Raw genomic sequence first — 18,453 nt, 5'->3', positions numbered from 1 at the left:
AGCCATGAACACAGTCGTGAAGAGCGTCCGCACGGTCACCGCCATCGCCTTCGTCGCCATCACCGCGAGCACCCTCACCATGGGCGGCTCGGCCCACGAGGCCCGCGCCGACACCCGCCCGACGGCGGGGACACCGGCGGCCGGTCGGTCCGCGGCCAAGGCGTCCGCCGATCCCGTGGTGCTCTCGGCCTCGCCGGCCGGCCTCACCGGGTCGGAACTGGCCTGCCTGCCGACCAAGTTCGACGTCTCACTGACCAACACCGGTGCGAAGTCCCTCTTCGCCGACGCGACGCTGTCCGCCGAGCCCCCGATCGTCCTCTCGGACCAGGTGTTCTCGACCTACCTGCCGGCCGCCGACCCCGACCGGCCGGTGACCCGCTCGGTGGGCGTACGGGTCCCTCCGGGAACACCGTCGGGGACCTACGACCTGACCGCCGTCTCGGGCAAGCAGCGCGTCGTGGTCCCCCTCACCGTCCAGGCCCCGCCCGCGCCCGCTCCGGGCGTCGACCTGGCTTACGGCCGGGCGGTGACCGCTTCCTCGACCCACGGGAACTTCACGACCTGCGCCGCCGTGGACGGGGACAGCGACTACCTCCACTGGGGTTCCGGCTACGGCTGGAACGACGCCGACAAGGGAGTCTTCCCCGACTGGCTCGCGGTCGAATGGCCCGAACCGGTCGAGCTGGGACGGATCGAGACCGTCACCTACGGCACCCCGGCCCGGCCTGCGGCCCTCCAGGGCATCAAGGACTTCGACGTGCAGGTGCGGTCCGGCGGGGAGTGGCTGACCGTCGGATCCTACCGGGGCAACACCCTCGACCGGATCGTCACCACCTTCGACCCGGTCACCACGGATGCGGTCCGCGTGTTCGTCCACGCCTCCAACAGCGCCGACTACTCACGGATCCTCGAAGTGGAGGCTTACGCACCGGAGTAGGGCCGTAGAGCAGTGCGACAGCGGTCCGGAGCGGGCAGTACCGCCGCTCCGGACCACTTTCATCGACGGGTCGTCAGCGACCGCGCCGCACTTCGAAGTCGCTGATGCGGAAGTGGCTCCAGGTCGTCCGGAAGGCGAAGTACCCCGCCGTGTAGGGCTCCGGGTCGTGGTAGTCGAAGACCAGGGTGCCGTTGTTCCACCAGCGGACCTTCGAGCCGTCCGACTCGATGCGCACGCGGTTGGGTCGGTTCGGTGTGAGCAGCGGCTCGGTGTAGTCGTACACGAGCGGGCGCACCCCGGCCTCGCCGACGTAACGGCGCAGCCGGGTGGTCGTGTTGGAGTTGGCGCCGAAGCCCGCGTAGTAGGTGGTGAGCCGGTCGTAGTCGGCGAGGGTGCCGTCGCGGTGGGTGGCGAAGACGTTGTGCGGGGAGCGGGTGTCGGTGGCGTTCCAGAAGTTGTTGAGGTCGGAGACGCGGTCGTTGACACCTCCGGCGGAGACCGCCGTGGCGGTGTAGGTGAGCACGTACGGGCCGCTCAGGCGCCGGCGGAACCAGACGGTGGCGCCGGCCGGGGTGTCGATGTCCAGAATGCCGCGGCGTGCGGTGACGCTGCCACCGTTCTCCAGTTCGACGGCCCACTGGTCCAGGCCGTGCCGGAAGTCGTCGTGGGCGAGCAGGGCGCCCAGGCGTTCCTTCGGCCTGCGGTCGCCCCGCCCGTGGGCCTGGGCGGTGGCGGGCAGGGCGGCGGAGAGTGCGGCTCCGGCCGCCAGTGCGGCGAAGGCTCTGCGGGTGGTGGTCATGGGGATGCTCCTCGTGGTGGTGGGGACGGGGCGGAGGCGGGCTGGGTCAGACGGCGGGGATGCCGGCGCCGACGAGTGCCAGGTTCTGGATGGCGGCGAGGGCCCATTGCGCCGAGGAGTTGGTGGAGATCCAGGGGATCTCGGTGGTCTCGCGCAGTACGGCGGGGACGCGGACGGTCACCGGCTTCCAGTCGTTGGACGGGAAGTAGGTGTCCGAGCCCGTGAAGAACTCGTTCCAGGCGCGGGTGGCGAGCCGGACGTCGCCGGTGCGGGCGGCGGCGTAGGCGGTGAGGCGGGAGTGCGCGGCAGGCAGTGCGGACTTCCAGGTGGAGCCGGTCAGCGCGGTCTTCTCGGCGGTCGTCCCGTTGTAGTAGCGGGCGTAGTTCAGCCAGGCTTCGGCGAACTCGGGGACTTCGTCGCCGATCAGGGACACCAACTCGCTGTTGGTTTCGGCGAGTCCGAAGACGGCGTTGAGGTGCGAGACGCTGACTGCGGTGTCCGTGGTGACGGCGAACTTTCCGGTGTCGGCGTCCATCAGCCCGGTACCGGTGAAGAAGCCGTTTGGCTGGGCCGCGATCGTGCGCAGGGAGTTGAGGAGTTTTCTCTTCGCCTGCTCGGCGCGGGGTCCGCGGCGCTCCCACTCGGTCAGCCAGCCCGCCGAGATCGCCCCCCAGTCGGTTCCGAAGCCGATGGAGAGCGCGTGCCGGTCGCCGGGCTGGTACCCGTCGGTGCGCACCTTGCGCTGCGGGTCGGTTCCGAGGAACGTCAGCTCCACGTCGGCGAGTTCGCTCAGCAGGTCGCCGGTCCGTTCGTCGCCGGTGAGGAAGTACAGGAAGCGGCGGTTGGCGGCGGTGGAGATACGGGCCTGCTTCGCGCTGTCCGAGTAGTGCTGGACGCCGTGCCGGGTGCCGAGCCCCGCCCACGTGCCGAGGTGGTAGACGTCGACCTCGCCGGTGTGCCGGGTCATCGCCTCGGCGAACCGGAACACCTCGGCGCTTCCGGTGCGCAGGAAGTGGTACCAGAGCCAGAGGTCGGTGCCCAGTTCGGAGTTGTCCCAGGCGTACCCGCCGATGTCGTACCGCCAGACGTGCCGGTCGTTGTCGTAGGTGTGCTGGACGTCGCCGTAGTCCAGGAAGCCGTACCAGCGCTGCTGTTCGCGCTGGTCCCGGTAGTAGGCGAAGAGCTGGTCGAGGTGGTTCTCGAGGGTGGCGCGGGCGGGGGCGGTGCGGTCCACCGGGGCCCAGTCGCCGAAAATGCCGGCGGAGTGCAGGCGTTCGGGGGTCGCGGTGAGCAGCGGTGGTGCGGCGACCGCGGCGGCCTGGGCGGCGAGGGTTTCGGCGTCGGGGGTGGACGCGTTGGCCCAGAAGAAGAGTTCGCTGGTGCGGGCGATGCCGTAGGGGGTGCCGAAGCCGGGCTCGTAGTCCTCGTAGGTGATCTCCAGACCGCCGTCGGACTGCTTCTCATAGGTGTCCTGGCCCAGGCCGTCGTGGTAGAAGCGCAGGTCGAGGGGTTCGGCTTCGGGCGAGTAGAGCCAGAGGGTGATGTCGGCGGCTTCGCTCTGCGCGTTCCTGATGTCCAGCTGGGCAGGGTGGCGCTGCCAGAAGTCCCGTAGTCCGAAGGAGAGTCCGCCTCCGGTGGCTCCTCCGACATAGCCGAATCCGCCGGCGCGGGTGCCCGCTCCGGCGCGTATCCAGCCGTGGCCGGCGCTGGTCCGCTTTCGGATCTGGTAGCCGTCGGCGGTCGGCTGGGTCAGCGTGTAGTCGCCCCACCGGGGGATGTACGCCAGCCGTTCGGCGACCCGGGTGTCCCAGGTTCCGACGTCCGGCGTCGCCTCCCCCGCGATCTGGGCGGCGCGCACGGCCGTCCCCGGGTCGCGGCGGAGCCCGGTCACGCCTTGGACCGCCTCGCTCAGCAGGCCCCCGGCAGCGTCGGCCAGTCGCACATGGCGGTCGTACGGGGCGTCGGAGAGCGGCACGGTGAAGCGCACCCCGAGACCGCGCAGGAAGTCCCCTTCCTCCTGTGCGGGTCGCTGCTCGCCGTTCCAGACGAAGGTGTGCACGAGGCGGAACGATTCGGCTCCGGCGTAGAGCGCGAACCGCAGGCTGAAGGGCAGCCAGCCCCTCTTTCCGCGCCGGTGTTCACCCTCGACGCGGACCACGGCCCGGACGGGGCCGTCCTGTTCCACCTCGATGGTGGTGACGCGTCCGGCGAACTCCTCGTACGCCGCTCCGCCGCGCTCCTCGGCTCCGAGGCTGCCCTGCCGCAGGGCGACGAGCCTGCCGTCCTTTGCCGCGACCGACCCTCCGCGCCGGATCTCCTCGACCACGCGGTCCGACCCCTTGGCGGCGAACCGTACGGTGAGCGCGCCGGTGTCCACCTCGACCCGGCCGCCGCGGGAGCGCACGGTGACCCGCTGCACGGCCTCGGCGGGCCGGCCCGCCGTCAACCGGTAGGAGGCGGAGGCCTTCGCGCCGGGCGCGAGGGCGTGCGCCGTCCACTTCACCGAGCCGTCCGGCCAGTAGCCGGTGACCCAACTCTGCACGGGGACGTCCGTGCCGTCGGCGGTACTGAGCCGGAACTTCTGCCGCTTGTCCGTCCACACGCCTCTGGCCCAGGGCACGCCCCAGGTGAGGCCGGCGTGCGTGGCGGGTGTCGCGTTCTCCAGCCAGTGCAGGTCGGCGTCGGCCGCGCCCGCGGTGGCGGGGCCGGACGCGCGGGCGGAGGTCGCGGCACCCCAGGTGAGCGGGGAGGAGGCCGCGGCGAGAGCGGCGGACTTGAGCAGGGCGCGTCTGGCGGGTGTGGCCATCGTCGAAACCTCCGTACGGGCGCCCCGCGCCTTGCTCCTCCGAGCCGGCCGCAGGAGCGTCGAGTGATCGTTTGCGGTCATCACGTTGCCCGCACGCACCTGGGAAAGTCGACGGGATCCGGGGTGCCGCCACGAACATGCAATGCCCTGGACACAAGCCGCCTGGCAACCCAAGTCCCCTGGGCACATTCGGCGTTGCTCACCCTCCGCCGGCCAGGACCCGCCCCGACCGGCCGCGGCGGGTCCCGAACGGCCGGGGGTGCGGATTGCCAAGGGGGCAGCGAAGTCATCGGCCAGATCTGGCCGTTCGTGGCGGCCGGGCTGCTGCTGGTCACCGCGATGGCCCGCGGCCTGGACGCGCTCGCCCTCGGCGACGACGCCGCCAAGAACCTGGGGCACGACGTGATGCGCATCCGCGTACTGGGAGCCGTCGGGGCGACCGTGCTGACCGGTGCCGCCGTCGCCGCCGTCGGGCCCATCGCTTTCACCGGCCTGGCCGTTCCGCACATCGCGCGGGCCCTCGTCGGTACCGCGCACCGGTGGGTGCTGCCGGTGGCCGCCCTGCTCGGCCCGGTGATGATCCTCGCCTCCGACGTAATCGGCCGCATCGTCTTCCCGCCCTCGGAGGTGCCGGTGGCCGTCATGACCGCGCTGCTCGGGGTGCCGTTCCTCATCGCGCTGGTGCGACGCCGCACGGTGGCCGCCGCATGAAGGACTTCAGCCGTATGAACCACCCGAAGAACGCCGGCTCCGGAGCCACCGTCGCCGCCTCCGGAGCCCCCGTCGGCACCGCTCCGGTACGCCCGGCCGGACACGCGCTGCTGCGTCGCGGGCGGGCGAGTTTCCTGGTGCACCGCAGGGCGGTGCTCGTCGCGGCCATACTCGCCGTGCTGCTGCTCGCGGCGGCCGTCCTCGTCTATCTCTTCGCCTGGCGCGGCGGGTTGCAGGCATCGCGTTTCGTCCTGATCGGCATCGGAGTCTCCGTCGCCCTGGGCTCACTGACCCAACTGTTCCTCACCAAGGGCGACTTCCTCGTCGCACAGCAGGCGAAGGTCTGGCTCACCGGCTCGCTCAACAGCCGCGGCTACGACCAGGCCGCACCCCTGGCGACGGTCCTGCTCCTCGCCGTCCCGGCAACGCTGTGGGCGGCCAGGGCCCAGCGCGGGGCGTCCCTCGACGACGACACCGCCGTGGCGCTCGGCATCCGGCTGGACCGCGTGCGCCTCGGCCTGACCGCGCTCGGCATCGTGCTCGCCTCGGTCGCGACGGGCGCCGCCGGTCCGATCGACTTCGTCGCGCTGCTCGCACCGCAGATCGCCCGCCGGCTGACCCGCTCGGCCCAGATCCCGCTGCTGTCCTCGGCACTGGCCGGGGCCCTCGTGGTCGTCGTCGCGGATCTGCTGGCCCGGCGCCTGTTCTCCCCCGTCGAACTTCCCGTCGGCGTTCTCACCGCAGCGGTGGGCGCCCCGTACCTGATGTGGCTGATCGCCCGTACCCGCAGCCGTTCCGGAGGCACTTCCTCATGAGCCGTACCAGTCGACTCACCGCCCAGGCCCTGACGCTGGCGTACGAGGACCGGATCGTCGTCGACGGTCTGGATCTGGAGATCCCCGACGGACGCGTCACCGTCATCGTCGGCCCCAACGCCTGCGGCAAGTCCACCCTGCTGCGCGCCCTCGGCCGCCTGCTCAAGCCGCGCGGCGGCACGGTCCTGCTCGACGGCACCGGACTGGACCGGATACCCGGTCGCCAGGTGGCCCGGACCATCGGCGTACTGCCGCAGAGCCCGACCGCTCCGGACGGCATCACCGTCGCCGACCTCGTGGCCCGGGGCCGCCAGCCGCACCAGAAGTGGTGGCAGCAGTGGTCCGAGGCGGACGAACGCGCCGTCGCGGAGGCGCTGGAACACACGGGAACCTCGGCCCTCGCCGACCGGCCGGTGGACGAGCTCTCCGGCGGGCAGCGGCAGCGGGTGTGGATCGCCATGGCCCTCGCCCAGGAGACGGAGCTGCTCCTGCTGGACGAGCCGACGACGTACCTCGACATCGCGCACCAGGTGGAGGTGCTCGACCTGGTGCGACGGCTCAACCACGAACGCGGCCGTACCGTCGTCGCCGTGCTGCACGACCTCAACCAGGCCGCGCGGTACGCCGACCACCTCATCGCCATGAAGGGCGGCCACGTCGTCGCCGAAGGCCCACCCGGCTCCGTGGTCACCGCCGGGCTGGTCCGCGACGTATTCGGGCTGGAGTCGGTCGTCGTCCCCGACCCGGTCACCGGCAGTCCCCTCGTGGTGCCCGGCGCGCCCTGGCGCGCACCGGACGGAGCGGACGCCTCCGTGCCGGATCAGGGAGTCGCCACCGCGGACCGGAAGCCGGCGTAGCCGCGACGGCTCCGCGACACCCGGGAGGGGTGAGGTCCGGCCGGGGCTTCACCCCTCCCCCGTTTCCGAGGGAACGGGTCCGGGTTCCTCAAGCACGGCCCCGGCCGGTGCGCAGCACCGCGGACAGTGTCCAGGCCGCGAGCGCCGCGACGACCACGCCGAAGGCGATGCCCGCGGTGCGCAGCCCGAACAGCTCGGCGGCCAAGCCCACTCCGACGACCGGCAGCGCGAGTGCCACGTAGAGCACGGTGAAGTAGACGGAGGCGAGATCGCCCCTGCGACCGGCGGGAGCGGCCGCGTTGATGTCGGCGAGGCCCGCGCGAAAGCTCGCACCCTGGCCCGCTCCCGCGGCGAGACCGCCTGCGAGCAGCAGACCGAACGACGCGGTGGCGAAGCCCAGGGTGAGCAGGAGCATGCCGAGGATGAGGCCGGCGCACCCCAGGGGAAGGGAGCGCGGTCCGAAGACCGGTACCAGGACCACCTGTCCGACCGCAGAGGCGCAGAAGATCGCGCAGATCACCGCCCCGGCCGCGGTCAGGCTGTGGACGCCGAGGAGTTCGTCCAGGAACGAGGGGACGACGGCGGTGAACAGACCGAGCACCGCGAACCCGGCGAAGCCCGCGATGGACGCGCGCAGGAAGACGCCCCGCATGGGCGCGGGGATCTGCGGCCGGGCCAGTCGCAGCCGAGGCCGGCGCGAGGTGACGGTGACGGGTTCGGGCATGACCCGTACGGCGACGAACGCGAGGACGAGAAGCCCGAGATCGAGCGCGAAGGGCAGCCGCAGGGGGGCGGGCGCGTACTCCGCCAGCAGGCTGCCGATCAGCGGGCCGCTGCCGAGGCCGCCCATCTGGGTGACCGTGGCCACCAGCGTGGCGCGTTCCGGGCTCCGGGCACCCGCCAGGTCGACGATGGCCGCGGTCGCCGTTCCCGTGAAGAGACCGGCGGACAGCCCGGACAGCAGACGGGCCGGAAACAGCAGGGCGAGTTCGGACGCGATCAGGAAGATCCCGGAGCTGGCCATGGAGAGTGCCAGTCCGGGCAGGAGTGTGCGGCGCCGCCCGATCTCGTCCGAGACGTGTCCGCAGCACAGCAGCGCCACCACGACGCCGACCGCGTAGGTCGCGAAGATGACGGTGATCATCAGCGTGGAGAAGCCGAACTCCTCCTGGTACAGGACGTACAGCGGGGTGGGCAGTGTCGTGCCCATCATCGTCACCGCGAAGGCCGCCGCCACCAGCCAGATTCCGAGCGACTCCGGGGGTGTGCGGCGCGGCTTCGGGTTCGGGCGGGGAGGAAGGGGCATGGATCCATGATGGACGAATTGCCATAAATCTCCTGGTGCGACATCAGCCCCACCCGGGCGGTGCGCGGACATCCTCCGCCTCCACGGTCCGACCGCGCGGACAGGACCAGCGACACGGACGGCGCGGCGGCACGGCGGCACGGCGGCACGGCGGCACGGCGGCACGGCGGCACGGCGGCACGGTAAAGCTCGCGCGGTAGCGGTGCCTTCGGCGGTCGGCCGGCCCGCCGTACGGGATACTGCGCGCATGACCGAGCGAGACGCCACGGTGCCCAGCAGCGAGGAACGCCACTCACGCGCGTCGAGACCGCTGCTGTTCCTCGACGTGGATGGCCCGCTCAATCCCTATGCGGCGCAGCCGGAGAGGCGACCCGAGGGGTACACGACACTCAGGGTGCCCCGCGGGGGCGGGGCGGACGGCGAACTCCGAAACCGGAGAAAGCCCTTGCGGGTCTGGCTCCATCCCGAGCACGGGCGAGAACTCCTCCGGCTCGGCTACGAACTGTGCTGGGCCACGACGTGGATGGACCACGCCAATCGGTGGATCGGGCCCGCGATCGGCCTTCCCGAGCTGCCGTTCGTCGACTTCGGCGAGGCGTTGCTCCGGGAGCGGCCGGACGGCGTGCACTGGAAGACCGGCCCTCTGGTGGTCCATGCCGGCGGGCGCCCGTTCGCCTGGGTGGACGACGAACAGAGCGATCTAGACGAGGCGTTCGTCTCGGCCCACCATCGCGGACCCGGACTCCTGCACCACGTCAATCCGCGGATCGGTCTGCGGGACGCCGACTTCCGAACCCTCGCGGACTTCGCCTCGTCCCTGGAGACGGAGATGCCGCGTTCCACCGGGTGAGACCGGGCCGGCCCCCGGACGGGGTCGACCGGACGGACCGGCTCGTCCGCCGTACTCGGGAGACCCGGGTGACGAGCCACCGCCGCCCGTCCCGCCCTCCGACAGCGTTGACTCTCTCCGGAGTATTGACGCACGATGAAACAACTCAATAGTTTGAGTATCTTCGACTCACGGGAACCTTCGTCCGGCGCCCCGAACCCGCTCGCAGCTCCTTTCTGATTACTCGTCAACTTTCGTTCGGCCACCCGGCCCCCGGGCATCCCGGTCCGATGCGGCGTGAACCCTCTCCACCGATGAACGGGCGGATGCCGAGGGGTAGTCGCCGGGATCTCCGCACGGCACAGCAGTCCGGACGCCCCTCACGGAACGCCCTCACGAACGCCTTCACGGAACGCCCGTACGAAACGCCCCGCGCCGGAGGGCGCCGGGCCGCCGTCCACCCCACGCTCGCGCACTCCCCCCGAGGAGACACCCGATGTCCCAGAGCCCCGCGGCCGCCGCACCACAGGTGGCGACCTTCACGACCCACTCTCCGGCGACCGGCAAGCCCATCGCCGAGCACCCGGTGAACGGCCCCGAGGAGGTCTCCCGCGCCACGGAGCGGGCCCGGACCGTCCAGGCGGGCTGGGCCGCGCTGCCCGCCTCCCGGCGCCGCGACCACCTGCTGCGCTGGAAGAAGGCGCTCGCCACCGAGCTGGACGCCATGGCCCGCACCATCGCCGAGGAGACCGGCAAGCCGGTCGGCGACGCCGAACTGGAGGTGGTGCTCACCCTCGAACACCTGGGCTGGGCAGCGCGCAACGCGGAGCGCGTACTGCGCTGGCGGAAGGTGCGGACCGGGCTGTTCACCGTGCACCAGCGGGCCGCGCTGGTGCACCGGCCGCTCGGAGTGGTCGGTGTGATCGGCCCCTGGAACTACCCGCTCTACACCCCGATGGGCTCCATCGGTTACGCCCTGGCCGCGGGCAACGCCGTGGTGTTCAAGCCGTCCGAGCTGACCCCCGGCACCGGCGTCCTGCTGGCCGGACTCTTCGACGCCGCCGTGCCCGAACACGCCGGGCTGCTCACCACCGTCACGGGCGCGGCGGCCACCGGGGACGCCCTGGCCCGGTCCGGGGTCGACAAGCTGGCGTTCACCGGTTCGCCGGAGACGGCCCGCACGGTGATGGCGGTGTGCGCGCAGACGCTGACGCCGTTCCTCGCCGAGTGCGGCGGGAAGGACGCGGTCGTCGTCACCGCGGACGCGGATCTGTCCGCCGCCGCCGACGCCATCGTGTGGGGCGCGCTGAGCAACTCCGGCCAGACCTGCGCCGGCGTGGAGCGCGTCTACGCGGTCCGCGAGATCCACGCCGAACTGTGCGAGCTGGTGGCCGGGAAGGCCAGGGCACTGCGTACGGGGGACGAGGCGGACGCCGCGTACGGCCCGATGACGCTGGCGGGCCAGGTGGCGATCGTCGACCGGCACGTGACCGGCGCGCTCTCGGCCGGTGCGCGGGCACTGCTGGGCGGGCCCGAGTCGGTTCGGGCTCCGTACGTCACGCCGGTGGTGCTGGCCGACGTGCCGGAGGACGCCGCGGCGATGACGGAGGAGACCTTCGGGCCGGTCGTCGCGATCAACCCGGTGGCCGACGTGGACGAGGCGGTGGAGCGCGCCAACGCCTCGCGCTACGCCCTGGGTGCCGCGGTCTTCTGCCGCAGCGGGCGCGAGGGTGCCGCGATCGCGGCACGGCTGCGCGCGGGGGCGGTGTCGGTGAACTCGGTCCTGGGCTTCGCCGCGGTGCCGGCGCTGCCGTTCGGCGGTTCACGGGACTCGGGCTTCGGGCGGATCCACGGCGAGGAGGGGCTGCGCGGCTTCACCTCCGTACAGTCGACGACCGTGCAGCGGTTCACCCCGCCGATCGCCCTGACCTCGTTCGACGTTCCGGCCGCCACGAGGGAACGCGCGGTGCGGCTGGCCCGGACGCTGCACCGGCGCCGCTGACCGGCCGGCCGGCCGGCCGCCTCCGGCGGACCGGTCGCTCCCCGGCGGTCAGGCGTCCAGCAGCGGGGCCAGGTAGCGGCGGGCGAAGGCCCGGGCCTGGTCCTCGTCCTCCATCTCGATACAGCTGGCGGGGTTGAGCAGGAACGACACCGCGACCCGCACCATGAGTTCGGCGACCGGCTGCGGGTCCTCGTCGGGCCGGCCCTCGGCCTGCTGGGCGCGGCGCAGATGGGCCGTCAGATAGGTGACGGTGGCGGAGAGCGTGAAGGCACCCTGCACGGTCAAGTAAGGGAGCACCAGCTCGGGTTCGAGACGCAGCAGGCCGCCGAAGAGCGGGTGGGCGCGGGTGTGGCGCAGGGCGACCACGAAACCCTCGACCACCCGCTCTTCCATGGTCGGCAGTACCGCCACCGCCGCGTCCAGCCGCTGGAAGAACCGGCCGAGCTCGCGCAGCAGGGTGGCTTCGACCAGCTTGTCCTTGGTCTGGAAGCGCCGGAAGACGGTGACGCGGGAGACTCCGGCCCGCTTGGCGACGTCGTCGACGGAGGAGCGGCGGAGCCCCAGGAGGGTGAACTGTTCCAGTGCACCGTCGAGGATCCGTCGTGCCGTGGGGTCCTCGGACTCCTCCGCCCGGGTGGTGACCGGGGCGGACCGCGAGTCGTTCGTGTCAGTTCTCATGACGTCACGATACCGGCGAACACCTCCCGAGGAGACGATGAAACGACTATCGTCTCCGAGTAACAACACGAGCCCCGGAGGACCTGATGGGCAGTCGCCTCACCGAAGAACAGGCCGATTTCGTCGCGGCCGTCCGCGATTTCGCCAAGCGGGAGTGCGGCACCCGGGAGCAGCGCGACGCGCTGACCTCGGGTGGCCGGGAAGCCCACAACCCCGAGCTGTACGGCAGGCTCGCCGGCCTGGGCTGGCTCGGGGTGTGTCTGCCCGAGGAGTACGGCGGTTCCGGCGGCGCCCTGGCCGATGCCTGCCTCTTCCTGGAGGAGACCTCGTACGGAATGGTTCCGGCGGGGGGCTTCGTGACCACCGTCATCGCGGCCAAGGCGTACGAGAAGTTCGGCACCGAGCGGCAGCGGCGGGAGGTGCTGTCCGGCGTGGTGCGCGGCGAGGTGCTCTCCATCGCGATGTCGGAGCCGGGGGCCGGGTCGGACGTCGGCGCGCTGCGCTGCCGGGCCCGGCAGGAGGCGGACGGTACGTGGGTGATCGACGGCCAGAAGACCTGGATCTCCAACGCGCACGTGGCGCGGCACATCCTGCTGGTGGCGCGTACCGGTGAGTCCAAGCACGGCGGCCTGACCATGTTCCATCTGCCCGCCGGCACCGCGGGTGTGGAGGTGCGGCGTATCGACACCATGGGCGGCCGCGAGGTCAACGACGTCTTCCTCACCGGTGTGCGGCTGCCCGCCGACGCGGTGGTGGGGGACGTGGACTCCGGGTGGGCGCAGTTGATGGCGGGTCTCAATCATGAGCGGCTCTTCCTGGCCGCGAACATGCTGGGACTGGCGCGCCGCGCCTTCGACGACACGGTCGCCTACGTCCGCGAACGCGAGCAGTTCGGCCGGCCGGTCGGCTCCTTCCAGGCGCTGCGACACCGGATCGCCGACCTCGCCACCGAGATCGAGTGCACCCGTCTGCTGGTGCGGGAGACGGCCCTGGACTGCGACGCGCAGCCGGACAGGCTCTTCCCCCGCGAGGCATCGATGGCGAAGCTGAAGGCGACCGAGCTGGCGAAGCGGGCCGCGCTGGAGGGGATGCAGATGATGGGCGGCTACGGCTACACCACGGAGTTCGACATGGAGCGCCACCTGCGGGCGGCGGTGGTCTCCACGGTCTACGGCGGCACCAGCGAGATCCAGCGGGACGTCATCGGCAAGACCTACGGCCTCTGAGCGGACCGGCACGTGCCAGGACGGCCCACTCGCCCCGCCCGGGGGTGGATGGGCCGTCCTGGCACGTGCGCCGGAAGCGGGACGCCCGGGTTCAGCCCTGGTACAGCCCGGAGAGCGCGTCGGCGTACTTGTCCCGGATGACCCGTCGCCGCATCTTCAGCGACGGGGTCAGCTCGCCTGTCCCCGGACCCCACTCCTCGGCCAGCAGCTCGTACCGCTTGACCTGCTCGCTGCGGTTGAGCCGGGAGTTGGCGGCGTCGACCGCCCGGTCCACCTCCGCCCGGACGGCGGGGTGCCCGGCCAGACCGGCCAGACCTGCCGGCCCGCCGGCGGCCTCGATTCCGTTGGCCGCGGCCCAGACGGGGGCGGCCTCCGCGTCGAGTACCAACAGGGCGACCAGGTACGAGCGGTTGTCGCCGTACACCATCGCCTGGCCGATCAGTGGGTGTTCCTTGAGCGTGTTCTCCACCAGCGCCGGCGAGACGTTCTTGCCGGTGGAGGTGATGATCATCTCCTTCTTCCGGTCGGTGAGCCAGAGGTAGCCGTCCTCGTCCGTCCGGCCGATGTCGCCGGTGGCCAGCCACCCCTCGGCGTCCAGGGCGGACTTCACCGAGCCGTCGGGCTGGAGGTAGCCGGAGAAGACGGACGAACCGCGTACCAGGATCTCGCCGTCCTCGGCGAGGCGGATCTCCACGGACTCCACGGGCCGCCCCACGGAGCCGAGCCGGAAACCGGCCCGGGGGCTGTTGCTGGTGGCCACTCCGGTGGTCTCGGTCAGACCCCAGGCGTCCATGATGACGATGCCGAAGCCCGCCCAGAACCTCACCACGTCGACGGACATGGGCGCGGACGCACTGGCCGCCCAGGTCACCCGGTCCAGACCTCCCGCGGCCAGCATGGGCAGCAGCACGTCCGCGCGGACGCGGGCGTACCTCTCCTCCAGCTCCACGGGCGGCGTCTCGCCACGCTCGCGGTACCCGACATGCGTGCGGGCAATCTCGAAGGCCCCCTCGATGACGGTGAGTTGCTCGGCCGGCATCAGCGAGAGGAGCCCGCGCACGGTGGCGGAAAGCTTCTCCCAGATCCTCGGCACACCGAAGAACTGCGCGGGACGCACCTCGCGCACCACGGCGGCGACGCCCGTGGGGTCGGCACAGAGGTAGACGTGCGAGGCTCGGTGGCAGGGCAGGTAGATGCCGAGCATCCGTTCGGCGATGTGCGCGAAGGGCAGGTAGCAGATGTGCTCGACGTGCGGGGGAAGCTCGACCACCGCGTCCAAGGCCAGTGCGTTGGACATGATGTGACGATGCGTCAGTACGACACCCTTGGGTTCGCCGCTGGTGCCGGAGGTGTAGACGACGGTCAGCGGGTCGTCGGGGCGGGCGGTGTCCAGTTCCTTGGCGAACCGCTCGGGTACGGGTTCGCGGAGCAGGGCGGCGTACGGGAAGTGGCTGCCCTCCGAGCCCTCCTCCGCCACCACCAGTCGCTCCAGCGGTGTGCCGGCGTCGGCGAGCAGCCTCTCCCACACGGCAACCTGGGCGGCTCCCTCCAACACGGCGAGGAGTGCGCGGCAGTTGCGGGCGATGTGGGTGATCTGCTCGGGGGCGGCGGTGCCGTAGACGCTGACGGGTACGGCACCGAGCCGTACCAGTGCGAGGTCGGACAGCCAGTGCTCGGGACGGTTGGACATCATCAGCAGGACGCGGTCGCCGCGCCCGACACCGAGGGCCGCGTAGCCGGCGGCGAGTTTACGGGTGTGCTCCTCGATCTCCGACCAGTCGAACGTCGTCCAGCCGCCCTCCCTCTCCGCCGACCGCCAGGAGATTCCGGGGAGTCGGGGGTACTCGCGTGCGTTGCGGGCCAGCAGCTGCGGCAACGTCCGGTCGGCCGGTGCGCCGGGCAGGTCGCCGGTGGTGCGGGGTGCTGTTGTCATCGGGGCCTCCGCGGATCGGAAGGGAACGTCGGGGAAGGCGCCGGGGCGGTGGAACCCCGGCGAACGGGGAGACGGAGCCGGGCCGGGCGTCGCCGGTCCGGGGCGGATCAGGCGTCGGTGAAGGTCTCGCCCTGTTCGGCCTTGCGCACAAGCAGTGCGGGCGGGGCGAAACGCTCGCCGTGCTCCTGTGCCAGCTCGCGCGCGCGGGCCACGAAGCCGGGCAGGCCGCCCTGGTAGCCGTTGACGTACTGGAGCACGCCTCCGGTCCACGGCGGGAAGCCGATGCCGAGCAGCGAGCCGATGTTGGCGTCCGCGACGGAGACCAGCACACCCTCCTCCAGGCAGCGCACCGCGTCCAGGGCCTCGACGAAGAGCATCCGCTCCATCATCCCGGTCAGGTCGGCGGGTTGCTTCGCGGGATCGGTGAAGTGCTCGCGCAGCCCCGGCCAGAGCCCGGTGCGTCTGCCGTCCGCGTAGTCGTAGAAACCCGCGCCACCGGAACGGCCGGGGCGGTTGAACTCGTCGATCATGCGGTCCACCACCGTGTCGGCCGGGTGCGGCTCCCAGGTGCGGCCGGCCGACTCGACCGCGCGGCGGTTCTCCTCGCGGATCTTCCGCGGGAGGGTCAGGGTGAGTTCGTCCATCAGGTTGAGGACCTTGGCCGGATAGCCGGCCTGGGCCGCGGCCTGTTCGACGGAGGCCGGGTCGATGCCCTCGCCGACCATGGCGACACCCTCGTCGATGAAGTGGCCGATGACCCGGGAGGTGAAGAAGCCCCGCGAGTCGTTGACCACGATCGGGGTCTTCCCGATGCGGCGCACCAGGTCGAAGGCGCGGGCCAGCGCCTCGTCCCCGGTCTTCCCGCCCTTGATGATCTCCACCAGCGGCATTCTGTCGACCGGTGAGAAGAAGTGCAGGCCGATGAAGTCCTGGGGCCGTTGTACCCCCTCGGCGAGGGTGGTGATGGGGAGGGTGGAGGTGTTGGAGCAGAGCAGCGCGTCCTGGGCGACGACCTCCCGGATCTCGTGGAACACCTGGTGCTTGAGGGCGGTGTCCTCGAAGACGGCCTCGATCACCACGTCGCAGCCGGCCAGGTCCTGGACGTCGCCGGTGGGGGTGATGCGCGCCAGGAGGGCTTCCGTCTTCTCCCGGGTGGACGTCCCTCGGAAGACCGCCCTGGCGCAGAGCTTCTCCGAGTAGCTCTTCCCCTTCGCCGCCGCCTGTGCGGTGAGGTCCTTGAGGACGACGTCGAGTCCGGCGGCGGCGCAGGAGTGGGCGATGCCGGCGCCCATCATCCCCGCGCCGAGCACGGCCACCCGGGTCACCTCGCGCGGCTCGATGCCCTGGGGACGGCCGGCTCCGTGGTCGACCGCCCGCAGGTCGAAGAACGCCTGGATCATGTTCTTGGCGATCTGCCCGGTGACCAGTTCCGTGAGGTAACCGGCCTCCACGGCGAAGGAGGTGTCCACGTCGACCTGGGAGCTTTCCACGGCCGCCGCGAGGATGTTGCGCGGCGCCGGACCGGGGGCACCGCCCGTCCTGCTCTTCAGCATCGCGGTGAGGGCGGGAAGTTGTGCGGCGAGTGCCGGGTCGGCGGGGGTACCGCCGGGGATGCGGTATCCGGGCGCGTCCCAGGGCTGCGCCGAGACCGGGTGGCTGTCGATGAACGCCCGGGCTCTGGCGAGGAGTTCGTCCGGACGGGCGGCGATCTCGTCGACCAGTCCGGCCTCGAGGGCGCGCGCCGGTGCGTACCGGGTTCCCTCCAGGAGGACCTTGTGCAGTGCGTCCGCCACGCCGAACATGCGGACCGTGCGGGTCACTCCGCCGCCGCCCGGCAGCAGGCCCAGGGTGACTTCGGGGAGCCCGACCGCGGCGCCGGGGGCGTCCAGCACCACACGGTGGTGACAGGCGAGGGCTATCTCGTAGCCACCGCCCAGGGCGGCGCCGTTGATCGCGGCGACGACCGGCTTGCCCAGCGTCTCCAGGACCCGCAGCGAGCGCTTGACCCGCATACCGGCCTCGTAGGACGCTCCGGCGGTCTCCGGGGTGACGGACACCAGGTCGCGCAGGTCGCCCCCGGCGAAGAAGCTCTTCTTGGCGGAGGTGACGATGACGCCCCGGACGGTGTCGCGGGCGGTCCAGAGCCGCGCGGCGACGGCGTCCAGCGAGTCGATGAACGCGGCGTTCATGGTGTTGACGGCCTGGTCGGGGTCGTCCAGGACGAGGGTGACGACATGGTCGTCGGACTCTTCCCAGCGGATGGTGGAAGGCCTTGCGGTGGTGTCCATGGCGTGTTGTCTCCAGGGAAGGCGTACAGCTGCCGGGCGGGCGGGGACGGGTCAGAGACGTTCGACGACGGTGGCGATGCCCATGCCGCCGCCCACGCACAGGGTGACGAGCCCGTACCGCTGGTCGCGGCGTTCCAGTTCGTCCACGAGGGTGCCGAGGATCATCGCGCCGGTGGCGCCGAGGGGGTGGCCGAGGGCGATGGCCCCGCCGTTGACGTTGACCTTGTCCAGGCTCAGTCCCATGTCCTTGACGTAGCGGAGGACGACGGCGGCGAATGCCTCGTTGATCTCGACCAGGTCGATGTCCTCGATGGTCAGTCCGGCCCTGGAGAGCGCTTTGCGGGAGGCGGGCGCGGGCCCGGTCAGCATGATGGTGGGCTCGGCTCCGGAGACTGCGGCGGAGACGATCCGGGCGCGTGGACTCAGGCCGTGGCGCTCTCCCGCCTCCTTGCTGCCGACGGCGACCAGGGCGGCGCCGTCGACGATGCCGGAGGAGTTGCCGGCGTGGTGGACGTGGTCGATCCTCTCGACCCAGTGGTACTTCTGCAGGGCCACCGCGTCGAAGCCGCCCAGTTGTCCGGACTGCGCGAAGGAGGGCCTCAGCGCGGCCAGGCTCTCGGCGGTGGTGCCGGGCCGGATGTGCTCGTCCCGGTCGAGGACCGGCAGCCCGTTGCGGTCCCGTACGGGGACGACGGAGCGGTCGAAGCGCCCCTCCTTCCAGGCCGCGGCGGCCCGCTCCTGGGAGAGTGCCGCGTAGGAGTCCACGTCGTGCCGGGTGAAGCCTTCCAGGGTGGCGATCAGGTCGGCGCCGATGCCCTGCGGGACGAATCCGGTGTCGTGGCTGGTGCGCGGGTCCAGCGCCCAGGCACCGCCGTCGCTGCCCATCGGGACGCGCGACATGGACTCGACGCCGCCCGCGAGCACCAGGTCCTCCCAGCCCGAGCGGACCTTCATGGCGGCCATGTTGACGGCCTCCAGTCCGGACGCGCAGAAGCGGTTCTCCTGGACTCCGGCCACCGTCTCCGGCAGACCCGCGAGGAGGGCTGCGGTACGGGCGATGTCCGCACCCTGGTCTCCCACCGGGCTCACCACACCGAGCACGATGTCGTCGATCGTCGCCGGGTCGAGTTCCGGGAAGCGGCGAAGGATCTCGTGGATCAGGCCGACGACCAGGTCGATCGGCTTCGTGCCCTGCAGGGCCCCGTCGTCCTTGCCGCGACCGCGCGGGGTGCGGATCGCGTCGTACACGTACGCTTCGCTGGTCAC

13 protein-coding genes and 1 pseudogene are annotated in these 18,453 nt (G+C 71.7%); 7 read left to right on the top strand and 7 right to left on the bottom strand.

The window, feature by feature from the left end; all coding sequences use genetic code 11:
* The first annotated feature begins 4 nt into the window (after positions 1–4).
* Complete coding sequence (locus OHA55_RS34805) at positions 5–937, top strand: discoidin domain-containing protein (RefSeq protein ID WP_266714198.1); 933 nt, start codon at positions 5–7, stop codon at positions 935–937.
* A 73-nt stretch (positions 938–1,010) separates the two neighbouring features.
* Here the strand turns inward: OHA55_RS34805 and OHA55_RS34800 are convergent, their stop codons facing one another.
* Positions 1,011–1,736 (bottom strand): DUF6250 domain-containing protein, encoded by a 726-nt coding sequence (locus OHA55_RS34800; RefSeq protein WP_266714196.1) that lies wholly within the window; start codon positions 1,734–1,736, stop codon positions 1,011–1,013.
* 46 nt (positions 1,737–1,782) lie between these two features.
* The gene (locus tag OHA55_RS34795) at positions 1,783–4,542 is read right to left on the bottom strand and encodes a Tat pathway signal sequence domain protein (protein ID WP_266714194.1); all 2,760 of its coding nucleotides are present in this window, start codon (positions 4,540–4,542) and stop codon (positions 1,783–1,785) included.
* A gap of 279 nt (positions 4,543–4,821) precedes the next feature.
* Here OHA55_RS34795 and OHA55_RS34790 point away from each other — a divergent pair.
* From OHA55_RS34790 to OHA55_RS34780, 3 genes and pseudogenes are all read left to right on the top strand, one after another.
* A pseudogene (locus OHA55_RS34790) lies at positions 4,822–5,253 on the top strand (FecCD family ABC transporter permease); the annotation flags it as partial.
* Positions 5,250–6,068: an iron chelate uptake ABC transporter family permease subunit gene (locus OHA55_RS34785; protein ID WP_266714192.1), complete on the top strand. Its 819-nt coding sequence runs from the start codon at positions 5,250–5,252 to the stop codon at positions 6,066–6,068. The pseudogene OHA55_RS34790 and the gene OHA55_RS34785, both read left to right, overlap by 4 nt.
* Entirely contained in the window at positions 6,065–6,925 is an 861-nt protein-coding gene (locus OHA55_RS34780; RefSeq protein ID WP_266714190.1) for an ABC transporter ATP-binding protein, read from the top strand. The genes OHA55_RS34785 and OHA55_RS34780 overlap by 4 nt, the downstream gene beginning before the upstream one ends.
* An 88-nt stretch (positions 6,926–7,013) precedes the next feature.
* On the opposite strand, the gene OHA55_RS34775 is transcribed toward OHA55_RS34780, so the two are convergent.
* The gene (locus OHA55_RS34775; RefSeq protein WP_266714188.1) at positions 7,014–8,231 is read right to left on the bottom strand and encodes an MFS transporter; all 1,218 of its coding nucleotides are present in this window, start codon (positions 8,229–8,231) and stop codon (positions 7,014–7,016) included.
* 247 nt (positions 8,232–8,478) lie between these two features.
* Here OHA55_RS34775 and OHA55_RS34770 point away from each other — a divergent pair, with 247 nt between their 5' ends.
* Complete coding sequence (locus tag OHA55_RS34770; protein WP_266714186.1) at positions 8,479–9,081, top strand: hypothetical protein; 603 nt, start codon at positions 8,479–8,481, stop codon at positions 9,079–9,081.
* A 475-nt stretch (positions 9,082–9,556) separates the two neighbouring features.
* Positions 9,557–11,062: an aldehyde dehydrogenase family protein gene (locus OHA55_RS34765; protein WP_266714184.1), complete on the top strand. Its 1,506-nt coding sequence runs from the start codon at positions 9,557–9,559 to the stop codon at positions 11,060–11,062.
* A gap of 48 nt (positions 11,063–11,110) precedes the next feature.
* Here OHA55_RS34765 and OHA55_RS34760 read toward each other — a convergent pair whose 3' ends face one another.
* Positions 11,111–11,740, bottom strand: a complete 630-nt coding sequence (locus tag OHA55_RS34760; RefSeq protein ID WP_266714182.1) for a TetR/AcrR family transcriptional regulator — start codon at positions 11,738–11,740, stop codon at positions 11,111–11,113.
* 86 nt (positions 11,741–11,826) lie between these two features.
* Here OHA55_RS34760 and OHA55_RS34755 point away from each other — a divergent pair, with 86 nt between their 5' ends.
* Positions 11,827–12,966, top strand: coding sequence for an acyl-CoA dehydrogenase family protein (locus tag OHA55_RS34755; RefSeq protein WP_266714180.1), 1,140 nt, complete (start codon positions 11,827–11,829; stop codon positions 12,964–12,966).
* A 91-nt stretch (positions 12,967–13,057) separates the two neighbouring features.
* On the opposite strand, the gene OHA55_RS34750 is transcribed toward OHA55_RS34755, so the two are convergent.
* From OHA55_RS34750 to OHA55_RS34740, 3 genes are all read right to left on the bottom strand, one after another.
* On the bottom strand, positions 13,058–14,899 hold the full coding sequence (locus OHA55_RS34750) for a long-chain fatty acid--CoA ligase (protein WP_266714178.1): 1,842 nt from the start codon (positions 14,897–14,899) through the stop codon (positions 13,058–13,060).
* 107 nt (positions 14,900–15,006) lie between these two features.
* Positions 15,007–17,187, bottom strand: coding sequence for a 3-hydroxyacyl-CoA dehydrogenase NAD-binding domain-containing protein (locus OHA55_RS34745; protein WP_266714176.1), 2,181 nt, complete (start codon positions 17,185–17,187; stop codon positions 15,007–15,009).
* 51 nt (positions 17,188–17,238) lie between these two features.
* Complete coding sequence (locus OHA55_RS34740; protein WP_266714174.1) at positions 17,239–18,453, bottom strand: acetyl-CoA C-acetyltransferase; 1,215 nt, start codon at positions 18,451–18,453, stop codon at positions 17,239–17,241.

Origin of the sequence: Streptomyces sp. NBC_00102 (assembly GCF_026343115.1) — a bacterium.
Lineage (GTDB): Bacteria > Actinomycetota > Actinomycetes > Streptomycetales > Streptomycetaceae > Streptomyces.
Note: the sequence above shows the minus strand (reverse complement) of the source record. Positions and strands in the feature narration are given on the sequence as shown.

Coding starts and splice junctions, on each gene's coding strand:
- OHA55_RS34745 (WP_266714176.1), bottom strand. CDS start 17,187: ATGGACACCACCGCAAGGCCTTCCACCATCCGCTGGGAAGAGTCCGAC.
- OHA55_RS34775 (WP_266714188.1), bottom strand. CDS start 8,231: ATGCCCCTTCCTCCCCGCCCGAACCCGAAGCCGCGCCGCACACCCCCG.
- OHA55_RS34765 (WP_266714184.1), top strand. CDS start 9,557: ATGTCCCAGAGCCCCGCGGCCGCCGCACCACAGGTGGCGACCTTCACG.
- OHA55_RS34750 (WP_266714178.1), bottom strand. CDS start 14,899: ATGACAACAGCACCCCGCACCACCGGCGACCTGCCCGGCGCACCGGCC.
- OHA55_RS34770 (WP_266714186.1), top strand. CDS start 8,479: ATGACCGAGCGAGACGCCACGGTGCCCAGCAGCGAGGAACGCCACTCA.
- OHA55_RS34755 (WP_266714180.1), top strand. CDS start 11,827: ATGGGCAGTCGCCTCACCGAAGAACAGGCCGATTTCGTCGCGGCCGTC.
- OHA55_RS34795 (WP_266714194.1), bottom strand. CDS start 4,542: ATGGCCACACCCGCCAGACGCGCCCTGCTCAAGTCCGCCGCTCTCGCC.
- OHA55_RS34780 (WP_266714190.1), top strand. CDS start 6,065: ATGAGCCGTACCAGTCGACTCACCGCCCAGGCCCTGACGCTGGCGTAC.
- OHA55_RS34760 (WP_266714182.1), bottom strand. CDS start 11,740: ATGAGAACTGACACGAACGACTCGCGGTCCGCCCCGGTCACCACCCGG.
- OHA55_RS34785 (WP_266714192.1), top strand. CDS start 5,250: ATGAAGGACTTCAGCCGTATGAACCACCCGAAGAACGCCGGCTCCGGA.
- OHA55_RS34805 (WP_266714198.1), top strand. CDS start 5: ATGAACACAGTCGTGAAGAGCGTCCGCACGGTCACCGCCATCGCCTTC.
- OHA55_RS34800 (WP_266714196.1), bottom strand. CDS start 1,736: ATGACCACCACCCGCAGAGCCTTCGCCGCACTGGCGGCCGGAGCCGCA.